Source organism: Mycobacterium sp. E2238 (assembly GCF_001672665.1).
Classification (GTDB): Bacteria; Actinomycetota; Actinomycetes; order Mycobacteriales; family Mycobacteriaceae; genus Mycobacterium.
Window position 1 is genome coordinate 20,676 of record NZ_LZKF01000255.1, and the last position, 24,100, is coordinate 44,775.

The 24,100-nt window shown below is 67.0% G+C and carries 20 protein-coding genes; 10 read left to right on the forward strand and 10 right to left on the reverse strand.

Annotated elements, in window-relative coordinates; all coding sequences use genetic code 11:
- Positions 1–4 precede the first annotated feature (4 nt).
- Genes A5711_RS24040 through A5711_RS24060 form a run of 5 tightly spaced genes read left to right on the forward strand, consistent with a single transcriptional unit; the run spans position 5 to position 6,199 of the window.
- Complete coding sequence (locus A5711_RS24040) at positions 5–817, forward strand: enoyl-CoA hydratase/isomerase family protein (RefSeq protein WP_067950957.1); 813 nt, start codon at positions 5–7, stop codon at positions 815–817.
- On the forward strand, positions 808–1,605 hold the full coding sequence (locus tag A5711_RS24045) for an enoyl-CoA hydratase/isomerase family protein (RefSeq protein ID WP_067950958.1): 798 nt from the start codon (positions 808–810) through the stop codon (positions 1,603–1,605). Before A5711_RS24040 ends, A5711_RS24045 begins: the two co-directional genes overlap by 10 nt.
- Complete coding sequence (locus A5711_RS24050; protein ID WP_067950959.1) at positions 1,605–3,086, forward strand: AMP-binding protein; 1,482 nt, start codon at positions 1,605–1,607, stop codon at positions 3,084–3,086. The genes A5711_RS24045 and A5711_RS24050 overlap by 1 nt, the downstream gene beginning before the upstream one ends.
- Positions 3,076–4,680, forward strand: a complete 1,605-nt coding sequence (locus A5711_RS24055; protein WP_067950960.1) for a class I adenylate-forming enzyme family protein — start codon at positions 3,076–3,078, stop codon at positions 4,678–4,680. Before A5711_RS24050 ends, A5711_RS24055 begins: the two co-directional genes overlap by 11 nt.
- Complete coding sequence (locus A5711_RS24060) at positions 4,673–6,199, forward strand: class I adenylate-forming enzyme family protein (RefSeq protein ID WP_067950961.1); 1,527 nt, start codon at positions 4,673–4,675, stop codon at positions 6,197–6,199. Before A5711_RS24055 ends, A5711_RS24060 begins: the two co-directional genes overlap by 8 nt.
- Here the strand turns inward: A5711_RS24060 and A5711_RS24065 are convergent.
- The 6 genes from A5711_RS24065 to fabG form a co-directional block, all read right to left on the reverse strand.
- The gene (locus A5711_RS24065; protein WP_067950962.1) at positions 6,196–6,558 is read right to left on the reverse strand and encodes a hypothetical protein; all 363 of its coding nucleotides are present in this window, start codon (positions 6,556–6,558) and stop codon (positions 6,196–6,198) included. The two genes, A5711_RS24060 and A5711_RS24065, sit on opposite strands and share 4 nt — an antisense overlap.
- A gap of 67 nt (positions 6,559–6,625) precedes the next feature.
- Positions 6,626–7,318, reverse strand: a complete 693-nt coding sequence (locus A5711_RS24070; protein ID WP_067950963.1) for a GntR family transcriptional regulator — start codon at positions 7,316–7,318, stop codon at positions 6,626–6,628.
- Complete coding sequence (locus A5711_RS24075) at positions 7,315–8,514, reverse strand: acyl-CoA dehydrogenase family protein (protein WP_067950964.1); 1,200 nt, start codon at positions 8,512–8,514, stop codon at positions 7,315–7,317. The genes A5711_RS24070 and A5711_RS24075 overlap by 4 nt, the downstream gene beginning before the upstream one ends.
- Before the next feature lie 25 nt (positions 8,515–8,539).
- Positions 8,540–9,664 (reverse strand): CoA transferase, encoded by a 1,125-nt coding sequence (locus tag A5711_RS24080; RefSeq protein WP_231986938.1) that lies wholly within the window; start codon positions 9,662–9,664, stop codon positions 8,540–8,542.
- 65 nt (positions 9,665–9,729) lie between these two features.
- Positions 9,730–10,956 carry an acetyl-CoA C-acetyltransferase gene (locus A5711_RS24085; RefSeq protein WP_067950966.1) on the reverse strand — a complete coding sequence of 409 codons (1,227 nt, stop codon included), beginning with the start codon at positions 10,954–10,956 and terminating at the stop codon, positions 9,730–9,732.
- Positions 10,953–11,750: a 3-oxoacyl-ACP reductase FabG gene (fabG, locus tag A5711_RS24090; RefSeq protein ID WP_067950967.1), complete on the reverse strand. Its 798-nt coding sequence runs from the start codon at positions 11,748–11,750 to the stop codon at positions 10,953–10,955. The genes A5711_RS24085 and fabG overlap by 4 nt, the downstream gene beginning before the upstream one ends.
- Positions 11,751–11,811: 61 nt before the next feature.
- Between fabG and A5711_RS24095 the strand changes: the two genes are divergently transcribed.
- From A5711_RS24095 to A5711_RS24110, 4 genes are all read left to right on the forward strand, one after another.
- Complete coding sequence (locus tag A5711_RS24095; protein WP_067951087.1) at positions 11,812–12,984, forward strand: acyl-CoA dehydrogenase family protein; 1,173 nt, start codon at positions 11,812–11,814, stop codon at positions 12,982–12,984.
- A gap of 29 nt (positions 12,985–13,013) precedes the next feature.
- The gene (locus tag A5711_RS24100; RefSeq protein WP_067950968.1) at positions 13,014–13,835 is read left to right on the forward strand and encodes a mycofactocin-coupled SDR family oxidoreductase; all 822 of its coding nucleotides are present in this window, start codon (positions 13,014–13,016) and stop codon (positions 13,833–13,835) included.
- Positions 13,836–13,889: 54 nt separating this feature from the next.
- Positions 13,890–14,318 (forward strand): pyridoxamine 5'-phosphate oxidase family protein, encoded by a 429-nt coding sequence (locus A5711_RS24105; protein ID WP_067950969.1) that lies wholly within the window; start codon positions 13,890–13,892, stop codon positions 14,316–14,318.
- A gap of 101 nt (positions 14,319–14,419) precedes the next feature.
- Complete coding sequence (locus A5711_RS24110) at positions 14,420–17,734, forward strand: LuxR C-terminal-related transcriptional regulator (RefSeq protein ID WP_231987542.1); 3,315 nt, start codon at positions 14,420–14,422, stop codon at positions 17,732–17,734.
- On the opposite strand, the gene A5711_RS24115 is transcribed toward A5711_RS24110, so the two are convergent.
- The 3 genes from A5711_RS24115 to A5711_RS24125 form a co-directional block, all read right to left on the reverse strand.
- Complete coding sequence (locus A5711_RS24115) at positions 17,720–18,799, reverse strand: phosphotransferase family protein (protein WP_067951088.1); 1,080 nt, start codon at positions 18,797–18,799, stop codon at positions 17,720–17,722. The two genes, A5711_RS24110 and A5711_RS24115, sit on opposite strands and share 15 nt — an antisense overlap.
- An 87-nt stretch (positions 18,800–18,886) precedes the next feature.
- Positions 18,887–20,623, reverse strand: a complete 1,737-nt coding sequence (locus A5711_RS24120) for an ABC transporter ATP-binding protein (protein ID WP_067950970.1) — start codon at positions 20,621–20,623, stop codon at positions 18,887–18,889.
- A complete protein-coding gene (locus A5711_RS24125; protein ID WP_067950971.1) occupies positions 20,620–23,205 on the reverse strand; it encodes an ABC transporter ATP-binding protein/permease in 2,586 nt (861 codons plus the stop codon). Before A5711_RS24125 ends, A5711_RS24120 begins: the two co-directional genes overlap by 4 nt.
- Positions 23,206–23,361: 156 nt before the next feature.
- Between A5711_RS24125 and A5711_RS24130 the strand changes: the two genes are divergently transcribed.
- Positions 23,362–23,787 (forward strand): thiol-disulfide oxidoreductase DCC family protein, encoded by a 426-nt coding sequence (locus tag A5711_RS24130; RefSeq protein ID WP_067950972.1) that lies wholly within the window; start codon positions 23,362–23,364, stop codon positions 23,785–23,787.
- Here the strand turns inward: A5711_RS24130 and A5711_RS24135 are convergent.
- Positions 23,784–24,092: a hypothetical protein gene (locus tag A5711_RS24135; RefSeq protein WP_067950973.1), complete on the reverse strand. Its 309-nt coding sequence runs from the start codon at positions 24,090–24,092 to the stop codon at positions 23,784–23,786. The genes A5711_RS24130 and A5711_RS24135 overlap by 4 nt on opposite strands.
- Positions 24,093–24,100: the final 8 nt, after the last annotated feature.

Genomic DNA, 24,100 nt, shown 5'->3' on the forward strand with positions numbered 1-24,100 from the left:
CAGGATGCCTACTGACTCGTTCGACACCATCAACTACGACGTCGACGGGCATACCGCCACTATCACACTGAACCGGCCGGATGCCCTCAACGCCCTCAGCCCGCACATGATCACCGAGCTGCGGGCCGCCTACGACGAGGCCGAGAACGACGACAAGGTGTGGCTGACCATCGTGACCGGCACGGGTCGCGCGTTCTGCACGGGCGCCGACGTCAAGGCCATTCCCGAAGACGGCAAGGTGATCTACGAACGCCCGTATCTGTCGACCTACGACCAATGGGAGGCACCGCAGGAGGGCACCCCGCCGTTTCGCACGGCCGCCAAGCCCGTGCTCGCCGCGGTCAACGGGCTGTGCTGTGGTGCCGGCATGGACTGGGTCACCACATCGGACATCGTGATCGCCTCGGACCAAGCAACTTTCTTCGATCCGCATGTGAGCATCGGGCTGGTGGCCGGACGCGAGATGGTGCGGCTGTCGCGGGTGCTGCCCCGCTCGATCGCCCTGCGGATGGCGTTGATGGGCAAGCACGAGCGGATGAGCGCACAGCGCGCTTACGAACTCGGTTTGATCAGCGAGATCGTCGAGCACGACCGGCTTCTCGACCGGGCGCGCGAGATCGCCGAGATCGTCAACTCCAATGCGCCGCTGGCGGTTCGGGGCACCCGGTTGGCCATCGTCAAGGGCCTCAACGTTCCGCTGCACGAAGCCGAGATCATGGCCGAGACGTTCCGCGAACGCGTGCTGCGCACCGAGGACGCGGCCGAGGGACCCAAGGCTTTCGCGGAGAAGCGCAAGCCCGATTGGCAATGTCGATGACGTTCGAGACCATCCTGCTCGAGGTGGACGCCACCGATCGGGTCGCGACGATCACGCTGAACCGGCCGGCGCAGCTGAACGCGTTCAACCGCACCATGTGCGAGGAGATGACCCGCGCCTGGCGCATGGTCAAACTCGACGAGTCGGTCAACGCGGTGGTGCTGCGGGCCGCCGGCGACCGCGCGTTCAGCGCCGGGTTGGATATCAAAACGCCCTACGGTCAGCCCGAAAACGTCTGGAACCACGAGGATCCCGGCGAGGCGCTGAGCCCCAAGTGGCAGAAGATGTGGAAGCCGGTCGTCTGCGCCGTCCAGGGCCTGTGCACCGCGGGCGCGTTCTACTTCATCAACGAATCCGACGTGGTCATCTGCTCGCAGGACGCCACCTTCTTCGACTCGCACGTTTCCGCCGGACTGGTCTGCGCATTGGAGCCGATCGGCCTGATGAGGCGCATCGGCCTCGGCGAGACGTTGCGCATCGCGCTGATGGGCAACGACGAGCGGGTCAGCGCGGACACCGCGCTCCGGATCGGGCTGGTGTCGGAAGTGGTCCCCACCGAGCAACTCTGGGACCGCGCGCACGAGATCGCCACGACCATCGCTGCGAAGCCGCCGACCGCGACCCAGGGCACGGTGAAGGCGATTTGGGAGTCGCTCGACAAGCCGTATCGCGCGGCAATGGAGCAGGGCCTGATCTACACCCGGCTCGGTAACCCGCTCGGCGCGGCGGAGCTAGCCGCCCAGCGGAACGCCGGCGACGGCGCCACCCGCACGCCGAAAACCCGCTGATGGCTCCGCACCCGCTCAGTCAGCGCATCGCCGACGTCCTCAACCTGGACCCGGACGCGCACGCGATCGAGTTTGACGGCCAATGGATTTCGTGGTTCAGGGTCCGCGCCATGGCAGAGGCCATCGCCGCGCATACCGCCGGTGGCGAGGTGGGGATGCTGCTGCGCAACCGCCCCGGTCAGGTGGCGGCCTTTCTCGGGGTGCTGCTCGGCGGCGGCACCGTCGTCGTCATCAACCCGTCGCGCGGTGACCAGCGCACACAAGCCGACATCGCCGCGCTGCGGCTGCCGCTGATCATCGGGGAACACGACGACCTGACGGCACTCGTGCGCCCGACGACCGACACGAGCACGGTGGAGATCTCGGGCCGATTAGACGATCCCGAGGAAGCCTGCCTGACAGTTCCGCCGGCGCGAGGGAACGGCCTCCGGCCCGGCGTGGCGGTGCGCATGTTGACCAGCGGTACGACGGGTCCGCCCAAACGAATCGACCTCGGCTACGACATGCTGGCGCGCAGCGTGATGGGCGCTGAGGCCGACCGCCCCCCCGCGCCCACCGAGCTGCGGCGCGGCGTAGCGATCGTCAACTCGCCGCTGGTGCACATCGGCGGCGTGTTCCGCGTGTTGCAATGCATCGCCGAGGCCAGGCCGTTCGCGCTGCTCGAGCGATTCGAGCTGAACGCGTGGGCCGAGGCCGTGCGCAGGCATCGGCCGCGCACGGTCTCGCTGGTACCCGCCGCCCTGCGGACGGTGCTGCACTCCGACGTGCCGAGGGCGGACCTGGAGAGCATCCGCGCCGTCACCTGCGGCACGGCCCCACTGGCGGCCGACGACGCCGATGCCTTCACCGAGAAGTATGGAATCCCAGTGTTAACCTCCTACGCCGCAACCGAGTTCGGCGGCGGCGTGGCCGGCTGGACCCTACCTGATTACCAGCGATATTGGCCCACCAAGCGGGGTAGCGTCGGCCGCGCCAACCCAGGCGCGCAACTCCGGGTGGTCTCCGACGACGGCACGCCGCTCGGCCATGACCGGATCGGTCTGCTCGAAGTCAAGCCGGGACAACTGGGGCCGTCCGCCCAGTGGATGCGGACCACGGACATGGCGCGCATCGACGCGGACGGCTTCGTCTGGATCGTCGGCCGGGCCGACCAGGCGATCATCCGCGGCGGGTTCAAGGTCATGCCCGACGACGTGCGCACGGCCCTGGAGAGCCACCCCGCGGTGGCCGCGGCGGCGGTCGTCGGGCGGCCCGACCCGCGCCTCGGCGCAACGCCGGTCGCCATGGTGGAACCGCGCGAGCCCGCCTCCGTCGAATCCGACGCACTGGTGGACTATCTGCGAACCCAGCTGGCGCGCTATGAGATTCCCACCGAAATCGCGATCGTCGAAGCCATCCCGCGAACAGCGTCGGGAAAAGCCGATCTGGGTGCGGTCCAGAGATTCTTCAGCGCAGCCGCCCACAGCGACCATGCGCGGTGACACCGCGACCGTCGCCGAGGTCCTGACCCACCAGGCCCGCTCGCGTGGTGACCATCCGCTACTTGTCTGCGACCGCGACCGCATCAGTTACCGGGAGGCCGAGGTTCGCTCGGCAGAGCTCGCCCGCGGGCTGATCGCCGTCGGGGCCGGCAAGGGCTCCCATGTGGGCCTGCTCTACCCCAACGGGCCCGAGTTCGTCGTCGCGATGCTGGCGGCGGCGCGGATCGGTGCCGTGGTGGTGCCCTTCTCGACATTCGTCACCGTCCGCGAGATGCGCGAGCAGCTGCGCGACAGCGACGTCGAAATCCTCCTGGGTGCAGCGGCTTTCCGTAGCCACGACTACGTCCAGCGGCTCAAAGAGGTGCTGTCGGACCCTGAGTTCGAACCCGGCCGTCGCCTGTTCTCCCCCGCCGCGCCCCAACTGAGGGAGGTCGGCATCGGCTACCGGCCGGGGGCTGCGGGCCGTATCCGCGACATCGAGCGGTTCTATCGGCTGGCCGGGACGGTGGCCCCCGAGCTGCTCGCGGCAACGCAAGACGACGTCCACGGTTGCGATCCCCTGGCCATCGTGTACACGTCGGGGTCGAGCAGTGCCCCCAAGGGGGTCGTGCATACGCACGCGGCGTTGCTCGGACACCAGCGGAACCTCAACAGGATCCGCGGTTTGACGGCCGAGGACAAGCTGTTCTGCAATTCGCCCTTCTTCTGGATCGGCGGCTTCGCGTTCGGGTTGCTCGCGACGTTGGTCGCCGGGTCGACGCTGGTGTGCTCCAACGCCGCCGATCCCGGCGAGACGCTCGACTTGCTCGAAGCCGAAAAACCCAGCATGACCAATGGTTTCAGCGCCGGCATCGCACACCTGGCCGATCATCCAAGCTTCCCGCGACGGGATTTGTCATCGCTGCGGCGCGGCAACCTGTACCCCATCATGGCGGACGACGTCCGACCGGGCGACCCGGAACTACGGCACAACATGCTGGGCATGACCGAAGCCGGCAGCATCGTGTTGATCAGCGACGACGAAACCGATCAACCCGAGAGCCGGCGCGGATCGTTTGGCAAGCCGGCACCCGGCTTCGACACCAGCATCATCGACACCGAAACCGGACTTCGGGTCGGCGTCGGCGAGGTCGGGGAACTGTGCATCCGCGGACCGTACGTGATGCAGGGCTACTACCGACGCAGTCGCGAGGAGTGCTTCGACGCCGACGGCTGGTTCCACACCGGGGATTCGGTTCGTACCGACGCCGACGGATTCTTCTACTACCTCGGCCGGATCAGCACGATGATCAAAACGGCCGGCGCCAACGTATCGGCGGACGAGGTGGAGCGGGCCATCGGCAGGGTCACCGGCGGGTTGACGGCCCACGTCGTGGGTGTCCCCGATGTCCAACGCGGAGAGCTGGTCGCGGCGGTCGTGGTGGTCCCGGACGGCGCCGCGTTGGATGAGGCGGCGCTGCGCGATGGGCTCAAGGCGGAATTGTCGGCGTACAAAATTCCGCGGCGGTTTATCGCCGTATCGCGCTCCCAACTGCCGTTGCTCTCCAGCGGCAAGGTGGACACCCGCGGACTGAGAGCGCTCTTCGATGCCTGACACCATCGACGGACTCGTGCGGCTCCGCTCCGAGCACGACGGCGACACACCGATGGTCATCGACCCTACGTCGCGGATCAGTTATCGCGAACTCGAACTCACCACACGCGAATTGGCCGCGGTGTTCGTCGAAGCCGGTGTGGGCAAGGGCGCCCGGGTGGGCCTGATCATGCCCAATTGCACTCGTTGGGTGCAGGTGGCTGCCGCGCTGACCCGCATCGGTGCCGTGCTGGTACCGCTGAGCACCCTGCTGCAGGCCGGTGAGCTCGCCGCGCAGCTGCGTGTCGCGGCCGTGCAATTCCTGGTCAGCGTCGACGAATTCCGCGGTCATCACTATCTCGATGAGCTCGAGCAGCTGCGACCCGAACTTCCTGCCTTGCGTCAGGTCTGGACGACCGACCGGCTCGCCGACGCCACCGCCGGCGAGCCGGTGCGCCGGATCGTCGATGCCATGACTGAGACGGTCACGGCCGCCGACCCTTTGGTCATCATGTTCACCTCCGGCAGCAGTGGGGCCCCCAAGGGCGTCCTCCACTCTCACGGCAGTGCACTGGGGGCCGTACGGTCGGGCCTGGCCGCGCGCTGCATCACCGCCGACACCCGGCTCTACCTGCCCATGCCGTTCTTCTGGGTGGGCGGCTTCGGCAGCGGAATCCTGTCCACGCTGTTGGCCGGTGCCACCCTGGTGACGGAGGAGATCCCGCGTCCGGAGACCACGCTGCGCCTGCTGGAAGCCGAGCAAGTGACGCTGTTTCGCGGCTGGCCGGACCAAGCGGAGGCGTTGGCCAGGCACGCCGCGACGGTCGGCGCCGATCTGTCGGCCCTGCGGCCGGGAAGCCTGCAGGCACTGCTCCCGCCCGAGCAGCGGGCCCGGCCCGGCGCTCGGGCCACGTTGTTCGGCATGACCGAGGCATTCGGTCCATACTGCGGCTATCCCGCCGACACCGATATGCCCGAGACTGCTTGGGGCAGCTGCGGAAAGCCGTTCGGCGGCATGGAGGTTCGCATCGTGGATCCCGACAGCGGCGAGCCCGTGCCGGAAGGCGCCGTCGGCATGATCCAGATTCGCGGACCTCATACGCTGCGCGGCATCTGCGGTCGCAGCCGAGAAGAACTGTTCACCGTCGACGGGTTCTACCCGACCGGCGACCTGGGCCACCTCGACGGCGAGGGATTCCTGTTCTACCGCGGACGTTCCGACGACATGTTCAAGGTCAGCGGCGCCACCGTCTATCCCAGCGAGGTGGAACGCGCGCTGCGGACCATCGACGGGGTCCATAGCGCCTATGTCACCAGTGTGCCCGGAACGGCGGGCGAACGGGTGGGCGCGGTTGTGGTGTGCGACGGCTCGGCAACCGCTGACCGACTGACTCGGGACGCGCGAAAGCTGCTGAGCGCCTTCAAGGTACCGACGGTCTGGCTACTGCTGGAATCCGACGACGACATCCCGCGCGGCGGCACAGGCAAAGTCGACACCGGGAGGCTGCGAGAGATGTTGACCGACGCGAATCAGCGTTAGGAAACCCGGGTCCAGGGTTGACAGTTCTGCGACTCGAAGGCCTTGACCGACGTGTTGATATTGGCGTACATAGGGCCGATCGAGGTATTCGTCTGAAGTACGTGGTCCTTGTTCGCATCGGGCGTGCTGTAGGTGAACCACGAGCACATCGAGTCCTGGGTTGGCACGTTGTTGATCCAGACGCCGAAGGCCGAACCCGAGCCACCCGTGTGGTAAAGGCCCGGTGCGATGTCGGGGCCCACGACAAACACGCCGTTGCCGGGGATCGGGTCCAGTGGGTCGCCGACGGCCGGGGGTGCGAGAGCTATCGCGACCACGGCTACACCGAAGATGGCCGACGTGCGGATCGTTCGGGGCACTTTTCCTCGCTTATGTCGTTGCCCCCTCCCAGGCAGAATATGCCGAAGCGCATCCGGGAAACAACAGTTAGCCCGAGGCCGGACGGCTCACGTCCATGACCACCCCGCGCGCGGTGAGGTGATCGATCAGCGGGACCGCGCCGGCGGCCAGATGTTGTGACATCGCCGCGCGGGCAAGCTGGTCGTCACGTTTTTTCAGTGCGGACAGAATGCGCCGATGGTCCCTCATCGACTGTTCGGGCCAACCTTCGATGGCCGGAAACACCGATTCCGGTGCGTAGCGGGTGATCTGCGACATCAACTGGGCGAGCTTCGGCGAGTCCGCGGCAACATTGATGGCGCGGTGGAATTGGTGATTGAGACGCACCGTCCGCTCGTCGTCATCGCCGGCGTAGGCGTCTTCGAGTTCCGCCTGAATCTGTTTGAGTTCGCGCAGTTGGTCGTCGGTGATGTTGATCGCGGCCCGCGCCGCGAGTTCACCTCCGACGTGAGCCTGCAAGTTCGCGACGTCGGTGACGTCGCGACCCGTCACCGGCAGCACCATGAAACCCCGTCGGGGCTGTTGGTCGATCAGGCCTTCGGCGCGCAGGGCGAAGAGCGCCTCCCGCACCGGTGTGACGCTGATTCCCAACTCGGCGGCCAGTTGATCCAGGCGGACGTAGGACCCCGCGACGTAGGTGCCATCGAAGATTCGTCGACGGATGAAACGTGCGACATCATCCGAAAGTTGCGGTCGCGCAGCGAAACCCGGGATCGTCATCGCTCGGCCTGGTATTCGGCGAGCAGTCGCTTGCTGATGATGTTCTTCTGGATTTCGCTGGTTCCTTCGCCGATCAGCAGGAACGGAGCGTCACGCATCAGCCGCTCGATCTCGTATTCCTTGGAATAGCCGTAGCCGCCGTGGATCCGGAAACTCTGCTGGGTCACCTCGGTGCAATACTCGCTGCACAGGTATTTGGCCATCCCGGCCGCCACATCGTTGCGCTCCCCCGAGTCTTTCAGTCGGGCCGCATTGACCATCATCAGATGTGCCGCTTCGATCTTGGTGGCCATCTCGGCCAGCTGGAATGCGATGGCCTGGTGCTCGGCGATGGGCTTGCCGAAGGTGTGGCGCTGCTGGGCGTAGCGGACCGCGAGCTCGAAGGCGCGGATGCCGACACCGCACGCTCGGGCAGACACGTTCACCCTGCCGACTTCGATGCCGTCCATCATCTGGAAGAAGCCCCGTCCGGGGCTACCGCCCAGAACGTCGTCGGCGCTCGCCTGGTAGCCGTCGAAGATGAGTTCGGTGGTGTCGATCCCCTTGTACCCCAGCTTGTCGAGCTTGCCCGGTATGACCAGGCCGGGCACGACTTCACCGAAACCCGTTGGCTTCTCGACCAAGAATGTGGTCAGGTTCCGGTGCGGCTTGTCGGCCCCTTCGTCGGTGCGAACCAGCACCGCGATCAGCGTCGAGCTCCCGCCATTGGTCAGCCACATCTTTTGGCCGTTGATGGTGTAGTCACCGTCCGGATTGCGTACCGCCCGTGTCCGGATCGCGGCGACATCGGAGCCCAGCTCCGGCTCCGACATCGAGAAGGATCCCCGCGTCTCGCCGGTCGCCATGCGCGGCAGGAACCGTTGCTTCTGCGCATCAGTGCCGTGCTGGCGCAGCATGTATGCCACGATGAAGTGCGTGTTGAGCACTCCGGACACGCTCATCCAACCGCGGGCCAGCTCTTCTACGCACAGCGCGTACGTCAGCAGCGACTCCCCTAAGCCGCCGTACTCGTCCGGAATCATCAGCCCGAACAGGCCCATGTCGCGCATCCGGTCGACAATGTCCTGGGGGTAGGTGTCCCCACGGTCGAGTTCCGCGGCGTTGGGGATGACTTCCTTGTCTACGAATTGCCTTACGGTGGCGATGATTTCGGTCTGGAATTCGGTCAACCCGAGGGTCTGGGCGAGTTTGGTCATGCGCTGTCTTTCCGTATCGGCTTGCTCAGCAAGCGATTGTCCTGGCCTTTGTCAGGCGTTCAATGTCAGTGCTCGTCAATCCCAAACGGCGCTGAAGGACGTCGGCGGTGTCTTGGCCCAAGGCCGGGGCGGGCGTGCCGGCGGGGTGGGCGGAGTCGAACGCGACCGGCATTCCTGGGGCAAAGTAGTCGCCCAGGCCGTCCTGATGCAAGAGGGAAAACATTGGGTTGGCAGTCACTTTCGGGCTCGCCGCGACCTCCGCGAAGGTGCGGTACCGCTCGTAGAGCACCGTGGTGCCCGACAGCGCGTCGGTGATCTCCTCGGCGGTGTGGTCGGCGAACCAGGTGCCCAGGAGGCCGGACAGCACGTCGCGGTATCGGTAGCGGTCACCCTCGGAGCCGAAGTCGACCCCCAGCGCCTCAGCGAGCGCCGCTACCGCGTTGCCGGTGCCCGTCACGTCGACGAGGTCGCGAAAGTGCCGGCGGGTCAGGGTGACAACCATGAACCGGGCGCCGTCGCGGCTGGTGAAGTCCTGTCCGTACTGCCCGTAAATGGCGTTGCCGAGGCGCTGTCGTTGCGTGCCGGTGACTTGGGGCTCGGTCAGCAGACCCAGGTTTCCGGCGGTGGCCAGCGCGACGTCCTCGAGCGCCACGCTGATCCGCGCGCCCGCACCGCTTTCGTCGCGGCGGCGGACGGCGGTGACGACAGCCAGCGCGGCGTACAGGCCGCAGCACACGTCCCACGCCGGCAGCACGTGGTTGATCGGGCCGGCGTGATCGGCAGGCCCGGTGACGAGCGGGAATCCGATGCCGGCGTTGACGGTGTAATCCACTCCGGTGGAACCATCACCACGTCCGAGCAGCTGTACGTGGATGACATCGGGCCGTCTGTTCGTCAATACGTCGTGGTTGAGCCAGGACAGGCCGGCGGCGTTGGTCACGACCACGCCGTCCCCCTCGACGATGAGACGCTGGACCAGCTCTTGCCCGTCGGGAGACCGCAAATCGATGGTGGCCGAGCGCTTTCCCTTGTTCAGCCCGGTCCAGTAGATTGATGTGCCGTCCGCCGCCAGCGGCCACCGGTGAACGTCGGACGCACCGCCGATCGGGTCGATGCGGATCACCTCCGCGCCGAGCTGACCCAGCGTCATGCCGCACAGCGGGGCGGCGACAAAGCTGGACACCTCCACGACGGTGAGACCGCTCAGGGGCCCGGTCACGTCGGGGCGACCCGCTCGAAAACCGCGGCCAGTCCCTGGCCGCCGCCGATGCACATGGTCTCCAGCCCGTAGCGCGCCCGGCGGCGGTCGAGCTCGCGCGCCAGGCTGGCCAGCATTCGCCCTCCCGTCGCACCGACCGGGTGGCCCAGGGAGATGCCGGAACCGTGCACGTTGGTGCGCTCGTGGTCGGCGGCACCGAAATTCCATTCCCGCATGACAGCGAGCGCTTGCGCGGCGAATGCTTCGTTGAGTTCGATGAGGTCGATGTCGGACAGCCGCAGTCCGGCCTTGGCCAGCGCCACCTCGGTTGCCGGCACCGGCCCGATCCCCATGATGTTGGGCGCGACCCCCGCCACCGCCCAGGACACCAGGCGCACCAGCGGCTTCAGACCGTGCTCAGCGGCCTTCTCGGGCGTGGTCACCACGCACATCGACGCCGCGTCGTTCTGCCCGCTGGCATTGCCGGCGGTGACGGTGGCCTCCGAATCCTGGCTCAGCAGCACGGGTTTCAGCTTGCTCAGCGACTCGACCGACGTGTCGGCGCGCGGATGTTCGTCGGTGTCGATCAGTTCCTCGCCGTGGCGGCTGGGCACCGCAACGGGAATGATCTCCTCGGAGAGGATGCCGTCCTTCTGTGCGGCCACCGCGCGCTGATGCGACCGCACCGCCAACTCGTCCTGCTCCTGGCGGGAGATGTCGTACTGGCGGCGCAGATTCTCGGCAGTTTCCAGCATCCCGCCGGGCACCGGATAGTGCCGGCCACCGGCGGTGGTGCGCCCACGGGCCAGCCCGTCATGCACCCGGACGCCGCCGCGGGCGCCGCCCCAGCGCATGTCTGTGGAGTAGAACGCGACGTTGCTCATGCTTTCGCAGCCGCCGGCGATGACGAGATCGTTGTTGCCGCTAGCCACTTGCAGGCACGCCTGGATGACCGCCTGCAGACCCGAGCCGCAACGCCGGTCCACCTGCATGCCGGGAACCGTCACCGGCAGCCCCGAGTCCAGCGCGACGACGCGCCCGATCGCAGGCGCCTCGCTGCTGGGATAGCAATGGCCCAGGATGACGTCTTGCACCGCCTCCGGCGCCAGCCCGGTCCGCTCCAGTAATCCTTTCAGCGCGGCGACGCCGAGGTCGACGGCGGTCAGCGCTTTGAACATTCCGCCGTAGCGCCCGATCGGCGTCCTGACGGGTTCACAGATAACGGCTTCGCGGAGGTCGCTCATAGGTGTCGGCCACCCGTGATTTCCATGACGGTGCCGGTCATGTACGACGAAAGGTCGGACGCCAGGAACAGCGCAACGCTGGCGACCTCGCTGGGCTCACCGGCCCGGCCCATCGGTACCTCGGCAACTTTTGAATCCCAAATGCGCTGCGGCATAGCCTCTGTCATGGCGGAGCGGATCAAACCGGGGGCGATTGCGTTGACCCGGACGCCCAGGTAAGCCAGCTCTTTGGCCGCGGCTTTGGTCATGCCGACGATGCCCGCCTTGGCCGCCGAATAATTGGTCTGCCCGATCATGCCGACCTTGCCCGAGATCGAGGACATGTTGATGATCACGCCCCGCTTGTTCTCTCGCATGACCGCCGCCGCCAACCGGGTGCCGTTCCAGGTGCCCTTCAAATGCACGGCGATCACCTGATCGAACTGCTCTTCGGTCATCTTGCGCATCGTCGCATCGCGGGTGATGCCGGCGTTGTTGACCATGATGTCGAGCGTGCCGAAGCGCTCAACCGCGGTTTGGATCAGGCTCTCGACGTCGGAGGCCTGCGTGACGTCGCACCGGACCGCGACCGCGACGTCATCACCGCCCAATTGCTTGGCAACGACCTGGGTTTCCTCGAGATTGACGTCGCCGAGCACGACCCGGGCGCCCTCGGCGACGAAGCGCTCCGCAATGGCAAGCCCCAGTCCTTGCGCTCCGCCCGTGATTACCGCGGCCTGACCTGCCAACAACGACACGTGTTCACATCCTTCACTGTTGCCTCCGCCATCGGACACCCTCAGAGCGAATATCATATTTGATATAGGATCCCTCCCTGAACCGGGGTGCCCCAGCCAGGAGAGGAGTGTGGAGTCGATGGCCACCGCCGAATCCGCCGAGGTCTCGGACGACGATTTCCGAGAGATCCTGGCTCAGACAAGGCAATTCGTTCGCAGCGCCGTCGTCCCCCGCGAGCAGGAAATCCTCGAGCAGGATCGCGTTCCGGACGACCTCCGCGACGAGGCCAAGAAGATGGGTCTGTTCGGCTACGCGATTCCGCAGGAGTGGGGCGGCCTGGGCCTCAACCTCATGCAAGACGTCGAGCTGGCGATGGAGTTGGGCTACACGTCCCTGGCACTGCGCTCGATGTTCGGCACCAACAACGGCATCGCCGGACAAGTTCTGGTCGGCTTCGGCACCGATGAACAGAAATCCCGCTGGTTGGAATCGATTGCGACAGGCGACGTCGTCGCCTCCTTCGCGCTGACCGAACCCGGCGCCGGATCAAACCCGGCCGGCCTGCGCACCAAAGCCATTCGCAACGACGGCGATTGGGTGATCTCCGGACAGAAGCGCTTCATTACGAACGCGCCCGTCGCCAATCTCTTCGTCGTATTCGCGCGCACCCGACCGGCCGACGACCAGGGCCCGGGAATCGCCGTCTTCCTGGTGCCCGCTGACGCCGCGGGCGTCGAGGTGGGGGCCAAGGACGCCAAGATGGGTCAGGAAGGTGCCTGGACGGCCGACGTCAGCTTCGACGACGTCCGCGTCGGCCCCGACGCGCTGATCGGCGGCAGCGAAGACATCGGATATCGAGCGGCGATGACCTCGCTGGCCCGGGGACGGGTGCACATCGCCGCCCTGGCGGTGGGCGCCGCTCAACGCGCGCTCGACGAATCGGTCTCTTACGCCGCCACCGCGACCCAGGGCGGAACGCCGATCGGAAACTTCCAGTTGGTACAGGCGATGCTCGCCGATCAGCAGACCGCGGTGATGGCAGGCCGGGCGCTGGTGCGCGATGCCGCTCGGCAGTGGGTCGCGGGCCAGGATCGCAGGATCGCCCCGTCGGCGGCCAAACTCTTCTGCACCGAAATGGCCGGCAACGTGGCGGATCTCGCGGTCCAAATCCACGGCGGTAGCGGTTATATGCGCGGCGTCGCCGTCGAACGCATCTACCGCGACGTGCGCCTGCTGCGGCTGTACGAGGGCACCAGCGAGATTCAGCGTTTGATCATCGGATCGAACCTCGTCAAGGCGGCTCAGCGATAAGAGCGGCCGGACCACTAGGGGAGCAAACAATGAGCGGGAAACTCGCGGGCAGAGTGGCATTCATCACCGGAGCGGCGCGCGGCCAGGGCCGAGCACACGCCGTTCGTCTGGCACGTGAGGGCGCCGACATCATCGCCGTCGACATCGCCGGCAAGCTGCCGTCCTGCGTCCCCTACGACCCGGCGACTCCCGACGATCTGAGCGAGACGGTTCGCCTGGTTGAGGAAACGGGCCGCCGGATCATCGCCTCGGTGGTGGATACCCGCGACTTCGAGGGGCTTCGCAAGGCCGTCGACGCCGGCGTCACCGCCCTCGGGCGGCTCGACATCATTGTCGCCAACGCCGGGGTCGCGGCTCCGCAGGCCTGGAACGACATCACGCCGGAAAACTTCCGCGACGTCATGGACATCAACGTGACCGGGACCTGGAACACCGTGATGGCGGGCGCCGACAAAATCATCGAGGGCGGTCGCGGCGGCTCCATCATTCTGATCAGTTCCGCGGCCGGCATGAAGATGCAGCCGTTCATGATTCACTACACCGCAAGCAAGCACGCCGTCACCGGGATGGCGCGGGCTTTCGCCGCGGAGCTGGGCAAGCATTCGATCCGCGTGAACAGCGTTCATCCCGGGCCGGTGAACACTCCGATGGGAACGGGTGACATGGTCGCGGCGGTGGGCAAGGCCATGGAGACCAACCCGCAGCTGTCCAACGTCCTCACCCCATTCCTGCCCGACTGGGTCGCCGAGCCGGAGGAGATCGCCGACACGGTGTGCTGGCTGGCCAGCGACGAGTCCCGCAAGGTCACCGCCGCGCGCATCCCCGTCGATCAGGGCTCGACGCAGTACTGACCAGTCGCCGACCCCCGGGGAATATATTCGCCGGCATCGGCACTTGCAGGGCACATGAGAGCCTTCACCGAGAGCGAACGTCAGGAGTTTCTGGCCGGCAAGCACGTGGCCGTGTTGTCCGTCGACGCCGCCGACGGCCGGCCGCCGGCCAGCGTCCCGATCTGGTATGCCTACACCCCAGGTGGCGACGTCCGGATCATGACCGGGGCATCCAGCCGCAAGGCGCGGCTCATCGAGCGAGCGGGCAAGGTGACGCTGGTGGTTCAGCGCGAGGAGCCGCCCTACCAGTACGTGGTGGTCGAGGGCACAGTCGTCGACACCACCAAGCCGGTCCCGGCCGAAGTAGCGTTGGCCACCGCCATTCGTTACCTCGGCGAAGAGGGCGGCCGCGCCTTCGTCAAAAGCATGGAGGGCGTGGAAGAGGTGCTGTTCACCATTCGCCCCGACCGTTGGCTCAGCGCGGATTTCACCGGCGACCTCTGAGGTCTCAGGGTGATCGCCGCCCGTCGCCGATAGCGCTGCCGGCGGAAATCTACGCGCATGCGCCGATGTTTTACCGCATGCGATTACGCATGCTGGCTAACATGAGCGAAATCGATCCACGGGCGGAAACGCCGCCCTTGGACTGGAGCGACGCGGCCATGAACGAGCCCTTGCCGACCGGCATCGTCACCCTGCTGCTGGCCGACGTCCAAGGGTCGACGCAATTGTGGGACTCTCAGCCCTCGGAGATGATGGCCGCGATCGCCAACCTCGACCAAACGCTGGCCGAGTTGGTGAACATTCATCACGGCGTCCGCCCAGTCGAACAGGGCGAGGGTGACAGCTTCGTCATCGCGTTCTCCCGAGCGTCGGACGCCGTGGCATGCGCGCTCGCGATACAACGTGCGCCCCTGGCGCCGCTGCGGCTGCGCATCGGGTTGCACACCGGCGAGGTGCAGCTGCGAGACGAGAACAACTACGTCGGCCCCGCGATCAATCGGACGGCACGACTTCGCGAGCTCGCGCATGGCGGCCAGACCGTGCTGTCGGGCACCACCAGCGATTTGGTGGCCGACGCGCTTCCCGATGACGTGTGGTTGAGCGATCTCGGCACCCATGCGCTACGGGACCTCCCCCGTCCCGAGCGGGTGGTGCAACTGTGCCATCGCGACCTCTGCAACGAATTTCCTCCGCTTCGCAAGCGGGAAACCCTTGCCACCCAACATCTTCCAGCCGAGTTGACCAGTTTCGTCGGTCGCGACGCGGAAATCGGCGCGGTGCGAGACATTCTCGCGCGCGACAGGCTGGTGACGCTGACCGGCGCCGGCGGGGTCGGCAAGACCCGGCTGGCCGTGCGGGTTGCGGCCACCGCCGGCGGCGCTTATACCGACGGAATCTGCTATGTGGACCTGGCTCCCCTCACCGACCCCGACCTGGTGCCCATTGCCACCGCCCGCGCCTTGGGTCTGCCGGACCAGCCGGGGCGTGCCCCGGAGAAGAACCTGCTGCAGTTCATCGGGGACCGAGAGATGTTGATGGTGCTGGACAACTGCGAGCATCTGCTGGATGCCTGCGCGGCGCTGGCCGAGGCCCTGCTGGCGGCCTGCCCACGATTGACGATGCTGACGACGAGTCGCGAGCCGATCGGCATGAACGGCGAGGTGACTTGGCGAGTCCCGTCTTTGTCGCTGGAGGACGAAGCCGTACGACTGTTCAACGACCGTGCCGGCCATGCGCAACCGAGCTTCCGGGCCAACGATGACGATGCTCGCGCGATTGACAAGATCTGCCGCCGCCTGGACGGCATGCCGCTGGCGATCGAGCTGGCGGCGGCCCGGATTCGCGCGCTGTCACCCGCGGAGATTCTCGCCGGACTGCAAGACCGGTTCCGATTGCTGACCGGCGGATCGCGAACTGCGGTGCGCCGCCAGCAGACGTTGCGCGCATCGGTGGACTGGTCGCACGCGCTGTTGACCGCGCCGGAGCGAATTCTGTTCCGCAGGCTCGGCGTATTCATGGGCGGGTTCGGCCTCGAAGCCTGCGTAAATGTGGTGTGCGACAACGACCTGGCCTCACACCAGGTGATGGATGTGCTGGCACTGCTTGTCGATAAATCGCTGGTGATCGCCGAATCCACCGGCGGTCCAACGCGATACCGACTGCTCGAAACGATCCGCCAGTATGCGCAGGAGAAGCTCGGCGAGTCGGCGGAGGCCGTCGATGTCCGGGATCGCCACCGTGACCATTTCACCGCGATGGCGGCCGAACTCGACGCTCCGGGCGAGACAAGCCGGGAGGTTTTGCTCGACCGGGCCGAGGCCGACATCGACAATCTGCGGGCCGCCTTCGGGTGGAGCCGCGAGAAATGCGACACCGATCGGGCATTGGAACTGGTTACTTCACTGCAGCCGTATTGGCTCACCCGGGGCCGCCTCAAGGAGGGGTCCGACTGGCTCGATCTCGCCCTGGCCGACGCCGAGGCGGGCACCGAGGTGACGCCACGCGCGCTGGCGCGAGCCCTGGCGGACAAGGCGTTCCTGGACAACATGCGCGACCCCGATAGCTTCGCGCGCGCCCAGCGCGCACTGGCCATCGCGCGTGGGGTGGACGACCCAGCGCTGTTGGCGCGCACTCTCACGACTTGCGGGCGGCTTGCCGCCTGGAATTCCGAACTGGCCCAACCTTATCTATCCGAAGCGGAAAGCCTGGCCCGAGAACAGGGCGACCCGTGGAGGCTGGGCCAGCTCCTCTACAGCAAGGCGCTCACCGCGATAATCGGCTCGGGAGACGCGGAGGCCGCGGTCGCCGCCGCGACGGAGGGCCGCGACCTCGCGGACGACGTCTTCGACCACGGCTACTCACGGGGATGCCGTTGGTGTCTGGCCGGAGCGCAGTTGGTGTTCGGGGACGTCTCCGGCGCGGCGGAGCAACTTCGCGAATTGATGATAGAAGCGGACGCGGCTCACGCTCTGATCTGGCAGGTGTGCGCACGCGACCGCTTGTGTTACGTCTTAGCCCACCACGGAGAGGCAGACGGAGGTCGCACTCTCGCCATAGAGGCGCTCGAAGGCGCGGCCGAGATCGGCCGGTACATGGAAGGCGTGGTGTACGCATCGATGGCGTTTGCGGCGCTTGCCAGCGACGATGTGAACGCCGCCGTTGAGGCCAGCGAGGCGGCTCGCGAGCGGTTCGGCGACTGGCCGGTAACGACCATTAACGCCAACCCCTCTGGCGAGGTTGCGCTGGCGCGTGGGGATCTCACGTCCGCGCGTCGCTTGGCCGACGAAGGCGTTGCCGGCGCGCGAGGCTGGTTCGCAGTGCAGGCCCTGGTCCTCCGGTCACGTGTGGCGTTAGCGGAAGACGAGCCCGGTCAGGCCGAACGCGATGCCCACGACGCATTGGCCCGTGCGGCCGAACAGCGAGCGCACCTGTTCGTTCCGGACCTCTTGGAGTGCCTTGCCCATCTGGCTCACCTCGCCGGGAACCACATGGAAGCGGCACGGCTCTTCGGGGCCGCCGACTCGATCCGCAAGCGCACCGGCATCGTCCGCTTCCGCGTGTATGACGCCGACTACGAGACATCGGTGGAAACGACTCGTAAAGCCCTGAGCGACGAGGAATTCAGCACTGCGTGGGAAGCGGGCGCCGCCCTGTCCACCGACGAGGCGATCGCATACGCGCGGCGCGGCCGCGGCGAACGCAAACGTCCGCCCAGCGGCTGGGACTCGCTCACCCCGACCGAACGCGACGTCGTCCGGCTCGTCAGCGAGGGATTGGGCAACAAGGACATCGGCGACCGGCTGTTCATCTCCCCGCGCACGGTGCAGACCCACCTGACCCATGTGTACGCGAAGCTAGGGATCACGTCGCGGATGCAGCTGGCGCACAAAGCAACGCGCCGATCAGTGCTCGATTAGCTCCAGCGTTCCGAGCTCACGGATCGCCTGGCAGCCGCGGCCGAGCATGGCCAGCACCATGTCGTCGCCACGTTCGGTGGCGGCCGCGAACGCGAATCCCAGTGCGGAGATCAGCGGTGCCTGCAACACCCCGAGCCGGTAATCACGCCAACACGTCTCGCGGTCATAGCCGGTGACACCGCACGCCACCAAGGCGCGGTGATAGTCGGCGACGAGCCCCTCTTCGATGCTCGCGCGCAGTTGCGAATTGAGGCTGGTTGCGGTGAAGTAGGCGAGATCCCTGGCCGGCAAACCGACGCCGAGCGTCTGCCAGTCCACCACGCTGACCCGGGTCCGGTCCGGATCGAAGAGCAGGTTGTCCAGGCGATAGTCGCCGTGCAGCAGGGCGAACCGATCGTACTCGGAGAGCAGCCACGGCGTGACGAGACTCATTGTCGTACTGAAGGTCTCGCGGTCCTCGGCGCTCATCCGGGCGCCCAACTTGCCCAGCGTGATATCGGCGCTCATCTTCGCGACTTCGCCCATGCCGCCGGCGCCGGCCTCGTCCGGCCTGGCGAACGCGATGCCCGGGAAGTCGAGCCAGGCGGGATCACACCAGCTGGGCGCGTGCAGCCCGGCCAGAGCGGTAACCGCAAGACGCGCTTCGGTCTCCCCGCACCCGGCGAGCTGATCGCCCTGCACCGCAGGCGCCTGGTCGGCGAGCAGCAACACGAAATCCATTGCGTCCTCGGTGATCTCGGAGTAAAAGCACTGGGGCGTCGGCACCTGCACCCGGTCCGCCACGGATGAGTAGAACGCGCATTCGCTGCGATATCCGATGACGACCCGGTCGCGCACGGTGTCGTCCTGGGCCGGCAGCTTGATGACGAAGGTCTGCGGCAGGTCACCGGGGTCCGTCGCGTACCGGGCGCAAACCCGGTAGGTGGCGCCGGTCTGCCCGGTGCCGATCGCGACCACGTCGACGTCGGCGACCTCGACAGGGGCGCCACGCCCACTCAGCGCGGCCGACAGCCATTGCGGGGTCACGTCGCCGGGATACCGGGGGATCGACACCACAGCACTCATGAACAGCACGCCTCCTGTACCCGGACAGCTCCGTCCGCCTGACAAACTGTAAGGCATACCGCAAGTGCTGCGGTGAACTACGGTGAGCTAGTCGGCGAGAATCCGCCAGTCGGCGGCCTCATGCTGCTGGCGCCAGAACTCGTTGAAACGCCCACCCGCCGCGAGCATTTCGTCGACCGCTCCGTCCTCGATCACTCGGCCGTCATCGAGGAACAGGACGCGGTCGGCGTGACTGATGCTGGCCAACCGGTGCGCGACGATCACTTGGGTGCGTGAGCGGGGATCGAGGGTGAGCGCGTCGACCACGGCGGCCTCGTTCTCGGTGTCCAGGGCGCTGGTCGCCTCGTCGACCAGCAGTATCGGCGCCGGCTTGAGCAGTGCGCGCGCGATGCTGACCCGTTGGCGTTCACCACCGGACAGCGCGGAACCGGCCTCGCCGACGATCGTGTCGGCGCCGTCGGGCAGGCGTCCGATGAGTTCGTCTACGCGGGCGAGGGCTACAGCCCGGTTGAAGTGGCCATCGTCGGCGCCGGGATCCCCGGCGAGCACATTGTCGCGGATCGAGCCGTGGAACAGATACGGATGTTGGAATACCACGCTGCTCACCGCCCGGCGGGCTTCGACGTCCAGAGTCGCCGCGTCGACGCCGTCGATCAGCACCCGGCCGCCGGTCGGTTCATGCAGCCCCGCGATCAGCGCCAGGATGGTGCTCTTGCCCGATCCGGACGGTCCGACGATCGCCGTGGTGCTCCCCGGCGCCAAGGTGAAGCTCACTCCGTCCAGCACTGGCACGGTTGCTCCGTCATACCGGAAGGTGACGTCGTCGAATTCGATGCGGGGTGCCGCGGCGACGGTCAACGCGGCGGCTCCGGAGCTCACCAAGGGCGCCGTGAGGACCGCGCGAATGCGCTCGAGCGTGGCGCGGGTGCTCTCCAACGCCGGTGCCAGCTCGCTGATCGTGGTGAACGGCTCGAGATAGCGAACGATCACGACGATCAGCGCGATGGCCTCCGGGATCGTGACCGTCCGGTTTACCGTCAGCGCCGCGGTCGCCCCCGCCAGCAGGATCAGGGAGAGCTGGCTGGCAAGGCTGAACAGCAGCTGGCCCGGGATCTGCATGGACAGCAACCGCATGGTCGCGCCGTGCTGCGCGGCCAGCGCATCGCCGACCAGGCTACGAGCGGGCTCAACCCGCCGCGCGGCCCGCAACGCCTGCTGGGTGCGGGCGAACTCGATGATCCGTTCGGTGAGGGCACCATTGGCTTCGTCGGCGGCGGCGTCAGCACGCCGCGTCAACCGCGCCGACGCCCACAGCGCCCCCAGCAGCATGGGCACGCCGCCCAGCGCGGCCACGCCGAGCTGCCATGAGATGGGCAGTAAGGCCAGCCCGATGGCCGCGGGCAGCAGGATGGCGGTGATCAGCGGGGTGAGCAGGTTGACGACGAGGCCGACCAGTTCTGGCCCGGTGGCGGCGATGGCCTGCCGTGCCGTCGCGGTGTGCTCGCCGGTGAACCAGTCCAGCCGCACGCCGGGCAATCGGTCCGCTACATCGTGCTGGCTGTGGTCGAGCACGGCAAAGCCGAGCCCGAAGCCGATGCGCGCGGTCGCGGTGTCGACCACCCAGCCGATCACGGTGGCGGCGGAGAGCCAGCCCAGCCACATCAGCGCGCGGTGCGGGGCGTCGCCGAACAGGGCGCCCACCAGGGGCACCAGCAGGACGGTGGCCACCGCCCGCACCACCACGGAGAGCACGGCGAGCGCGGCGTACACCATCACGCTGGGTCGGCGATCCGCGGGCACCAGGCGCAACCACGTGCGGATCATCGCGCCCCCTCCTGAGCCGCGCTGGCCGCGACCGGGTCTCGACGGCCACGCTCCCACAGCCGTCGATACCGACCGTCGGCGGCAAGAAGCTCCTCGTGGGTGCCGCGTTCGGCGATCCGGCCGTGGTCGAGCACGACGATCTGGTCGGCTCCGGTGATGGTGTGCAATCGATGGGCGATCACCAGAACGGTGCGATCCTGGGTCAACCGGTTAAGCGCCTGCTGCACAAGGTATTCCGACTCCGGGTCGGCGAATGCGGTGGCCTCGTCGAGGATCAGCACCGGGGTATCCGCCAGGAGTGCCCGGGCGATGCTCAGGCGCTGTCGTTCGCCGCCGGAAAGAGCGGTTCCCGCGCCGAGTACTGTGTCGTAGCCGTCAGGCAATCGCATGACCCGGTCGTGAATCTGCGCCTGACGCGCCGCCTCCTGGATCTGCGCCGCGGTGGCATCGGGGACCGCCAGCGCGACGTTCTCCGCAATAGTGCCGTGCACCAGCTGCGTCTCCTGCAGGACGAACCCTACCTTTGCGTAGAGTTCGTCGGCCGTCATCGCCCGGATGTCCTGTCCGCCAATGCGTATCGCGCCCTGGCCGACATCGTGAAAGCGGGCCAGCAGGGCGGCCAGCGTCGACTTGCCGGACCCGGACGGACCCACGAGGGCGGTGACCGTGCCAGGCCGCAGCGTCAGCGAAACGCCCCGGATCACTGGAACATCCGGCCGATAGCCGAAACTGACGTCGTCGAACACCACTGTCGCCGAGGAATCTCCGGACTGCTCCTGCTCTCGCACGTCGAGCTCGGGCTCGTCGAGCGTGTTCTGCAGGCGCCGGGCGGCGATCATGCCGGCGCTGATACCGCCGACCCCGTAAGCAATCCCGAGCAGTCGCGCACCGAAGGTGGTGCCCAGCAACAGGAATGGCAAGAGGTTCACCGGATCCATCCGCCCGGTGACGGTGAGCAGTGTGCCCGTGAGTGCGATCAGCCACAGGAATGTCGATGGGCGGGTGACCAGGTCCATCAGCGTTTTCTTGCCGGCCAGCGGGCGCTGCCAGGAGACCAGGAATTCGACGTACTCGTCCAAGCGGCGGCGGAAGCTGGACGCGGCCGCGCCGCCGAAGACGCGGATCACCGGCTGGCCTTCCAGGTAGGCGCCGGCCTCGCCGCTCATCTTCTCGGCCCAGCGCTGTGATTGGGGGATGCGCGGGCCCGACTGAATGGTGAGCGATGACGTCAACACCAGGTACACCAGGACGGGCAGGAATAGCACGAGCGCTACGCGCCAATCAACGACGAACAGGTAGACCAGCACCGCGACTGGTGCGATGATCGCCGCGACCGCGTCGGGGACGGCGTGGGTGACCAGATAGTGCAGCGATAGCGTGTCGTCCTGCAACAGCTGTTTGATCGAGCCCGATCCGCGCGCGGTAAACCAGCCCAGCGGTAACCGAGATAGCTTGCGCAACAACCGCGAACGCAGGTCGGCGGCGAACCGCGCGTCGACGACGTGCAGCCACAGCGTCAGGCCGGCACCGAGCACGGTTCCCGTTCCCAGCAGCGCGACCGCGGCAATCCCGACGTCCCAGAGTCGCGACGCGGGCGCCCCGGCGACCAGCAGCCGGGACAGCTCGACCAACAGCACGAACGGCGCCAGCTGCACCACCGTGATGACGGCCTGCAACACACCGGAGAGGATCAGCGCCAAGCGCAGCGGCGCGAGCAACCGGCCGCCACCCTGGGCGCGCCAACTTCCGCGGGCCGCGGAGGCGGGCGCGTTGTCGGGCGGGTTCCGTCGGGGAACATCCTCGGGGACAACGCTATTCGTCGGCTCCGGCTCGTCGCCGCGGCGGGTTCCCATCGCACGCCCGGCACTCCAGTACGCCTGGGCATGTATTACCGACTTGGGGAAGCCGAATTCGTCGCGCAGCCGCGTCCGCACATGCTTGAGCACCGTCGCTTCAGGCGTGGCCCACGCGTACCAGTTGGACCAGTCCCGGTTATCAATCGCCGCGGCAAGTGATTTCTCGTCGCGTCGGACCACCCAGTGCACTTGCAGGCGAGGGTGCTGGGTGATCGGGATCAGGACGTCGTTGTCGTCGTGCTGCTCGAGATACATCTCGATCGGGACGTCGTCGGGGACGACCCCGATGATTCCGTTCATGCCCGGGATCGACGCCGAGTCGCCGATCAGCAGATAGCCGGCCGGTTGTTCGTCCGGCACGTCGAATCGCGACGAGCCCATCAACGCCATGACGGCGATCGTGGCGCCGGGCTGCACTGTGCGCGCCCACTTCGACGCGGGTCCGGCGGGCTCGTGCAGCACGATGTCGACCGCGAAACGGCCACCGGAAACGTCCGCCTCGGAAATCGTGTAGGCGCGCTGGAACTCGGTGCTGGATCCGTCCGGGTCTGGAAACCAGAAGCGCAGCCACGCGGCGGGCTCGGCGTCCACGTCTTCGAACAACGTCGGTGACGTCATGCGCACCCGCACGAAATGCGGTGCAATCTGGACGGTTTCGATCACCGTTGCGGCGTGGTCACGTGCACCGAAGCTTCGCAACATCACACCGGAGAACCCGCGCGCCATCAGCGGTCCTTTCCTGCGGCGCTCAACTCCGCGACGACTTCACCGAACGGGGCCCGGCGGACCCTCCACTCGATAAGTTACCGCACAAACTAAGGGTTGCCTTACCAAAGGTCAACTCGTGGCCCGTGTGGCTGTTGGGCCAGTAGCCTGGAAAGCGTGAGCAGCGAAACGGTGCCGCCCGTGTTGCTGTACGACGGGGTCTGCGGCGTATGCAACGCGGCGGTACGCACGATACTTCGGTTCGATCACCATGGCACCCTGCGCTTTGCGGCGCTGGACAGCGACTTCGCCCAAGCAGTGTTTGCCCGGCACCCGTCCATCAAAGACGTGGACTCCGTGGTGTTCGTTGACGAGCCCGACCAGCCGGGAGAACGCGTCGCAGTGCGGTCCGCAGCCGCGTTGCGGGTCGTGGATTACCTTGGCGGGCCGTGGAAGCTGCTCGAGGTTGCCCGCGTCGTCCCCACCCCCCTACGTGACTGGCTCTACGACAGGGTCGCAGACGTCCGCTACCGCATCTTCGGCAAGTACGACACGTGTCCGCTGCCGCCGCCGGAGGTTCGCGCGCGCTTTCTGGACGCCTAGTCGATAGCCAGGTCGGCCTCGGACTCTTTGCGCTTCAGCTCGGCCAATTTGCGGTCTTCGGCGGCGAATTCACGATGGTGAGCCGCCGACTCGCGGTGCACGCCTACGTGCGACACGCCTTGTTCGACGGCGCTGTCTTGCACCCGCGCAACTTGTTCGTGTTTGCGGGCCGATTCCTCGAAGCTACGGGCCGCCGAGAGCCCGGCGTGTGCAGCGCGTTCGCGAGCGGCCGCGGCTCTGCGTTCGGCGCGCTCTATGTCTCGTGCGGTGACGGCTTCATCGCGTTGTTGGTCTCCGGTAGCCATGGCGTCTC

Coding starts and splice junctions, on each gene's coding strand:
- A5711_RS24095 (WP_067951087.1), top strand. CDS start 11,812: ATGGCCACCGCCGAATCCGCCGAGGTCTCGGACGACGATTTCCGAGAG.
- A5711_RS24105 (WP_067950969.1), top strand. CDS start 13,890: ATGAGAGCCTTCACCGAGAGCGAACGTCAGGAGTTTCTGGCCGGCAAG.
- A5711_RS24135 (WP_067950973.1), bottom strand. CDS start 24,092: ATGGCTACCGGAGACCAACAACGCGATGAAGCCGTCACCGCACGAGAC.
- A5711_RS24075 (WP_067950964.1), bottom strand. CDS start 8,514: ATGACCAAACTCGCCCAGACCCTCGGGTTGACCGAATTCCAGACCGAA.
- A5711_RS24125 (WP_067950971.1), bottom strand. CDS start 23,205: ATGGCGCGCGGGTTCTCCGGTGTGATGTTGCGAAGCTTCGGTGCACGT.
- A5711_RS24085 (WP_067950966.1), bottom strand. CDS start 10,956: ATGAGCGACCTCCGCGAAGCCGTTATCTGTGAACCCGTCAGGACGCCG.
- A5711_RS24070 (WP_067950963.1), bottom strand. CDS start 7,318: ATGACGATCCCGGGTTTCGCTGCGCGACCGCAACTTTCGGATGATGTC.
- A5711_RS24040 (WP_067950957.1), top strand. CDS start 5: ATGCCTACTGACTCGTTCGACACCATCAACTACGACGTCGACGGGCAT.
- A5711_RS24100 (WP_067950968.1), top strand. CDS start 13,014: ATGAGCGGGAAACTCGCGGGCAGAGTGGCATTCATCACCGGAGCGGCG.
- A5711_RS24055 (WP_067950960.1), top strand. CDS start 3,076: ATGCGCGGTGACACCGCGACCGTCGCCGAGGTCCTGACCCACCAGGCC.
- A5711_RS24110 (WP_231987542.1), top strand. CDS start 14,420: ATGAGCGAAATCGATCCACGGGCGGAAACGCCGCCCTTGGACTGGAGC.
- fabG (WP_067950967.1), bottom strand. CDS start 11,750: ATGATATTCGCTCTGAGGGTGTCCGATGGCGGAGGCAACAGTGAAGGA.
- A5711_RS24115 (WP_067951088.1), bottom strand. CDS start 18,799: ATGAGTGCTGTGGTGTCGATCCCCCGGTATCCCGGCGACGTGACCCCG.
- A5711_RS24080 (WP_231986938.1), bottom strand. CDS start 9,664: ATGACGCTGGGTCAGCTCGGCGCGGAGGTGATCCGCATCGACCCGATC.
- A5711_RS24050 (WP_067950959.1), top strand. CDS start 1,605: ATGGCTCCGCACCCGCTCAGTCAGCGCATCGCCGACGTCCTCAACCTG.
- A5711_RS24060 (WP_067950961.1), top strand. CDS start 4,673: ATGCCTGACACCATCGACGGACTCGTGCGGCTCCGCTCCGAGCACGAC.
- A5711_RS24045 (WP_067950958.1), top strand. CDS start 808: ATGTCGATGACGTTCGAGACCATCCTGCTCGAGGTGGACGCCACCGAT.
- A5711_RS24120 (WP_067950970.1), bottom strand. CDS start 20,623: ATGATCCGCACGTGGTTGCGCCTGGTGCCCGCGGATCGCCGACCCAGC.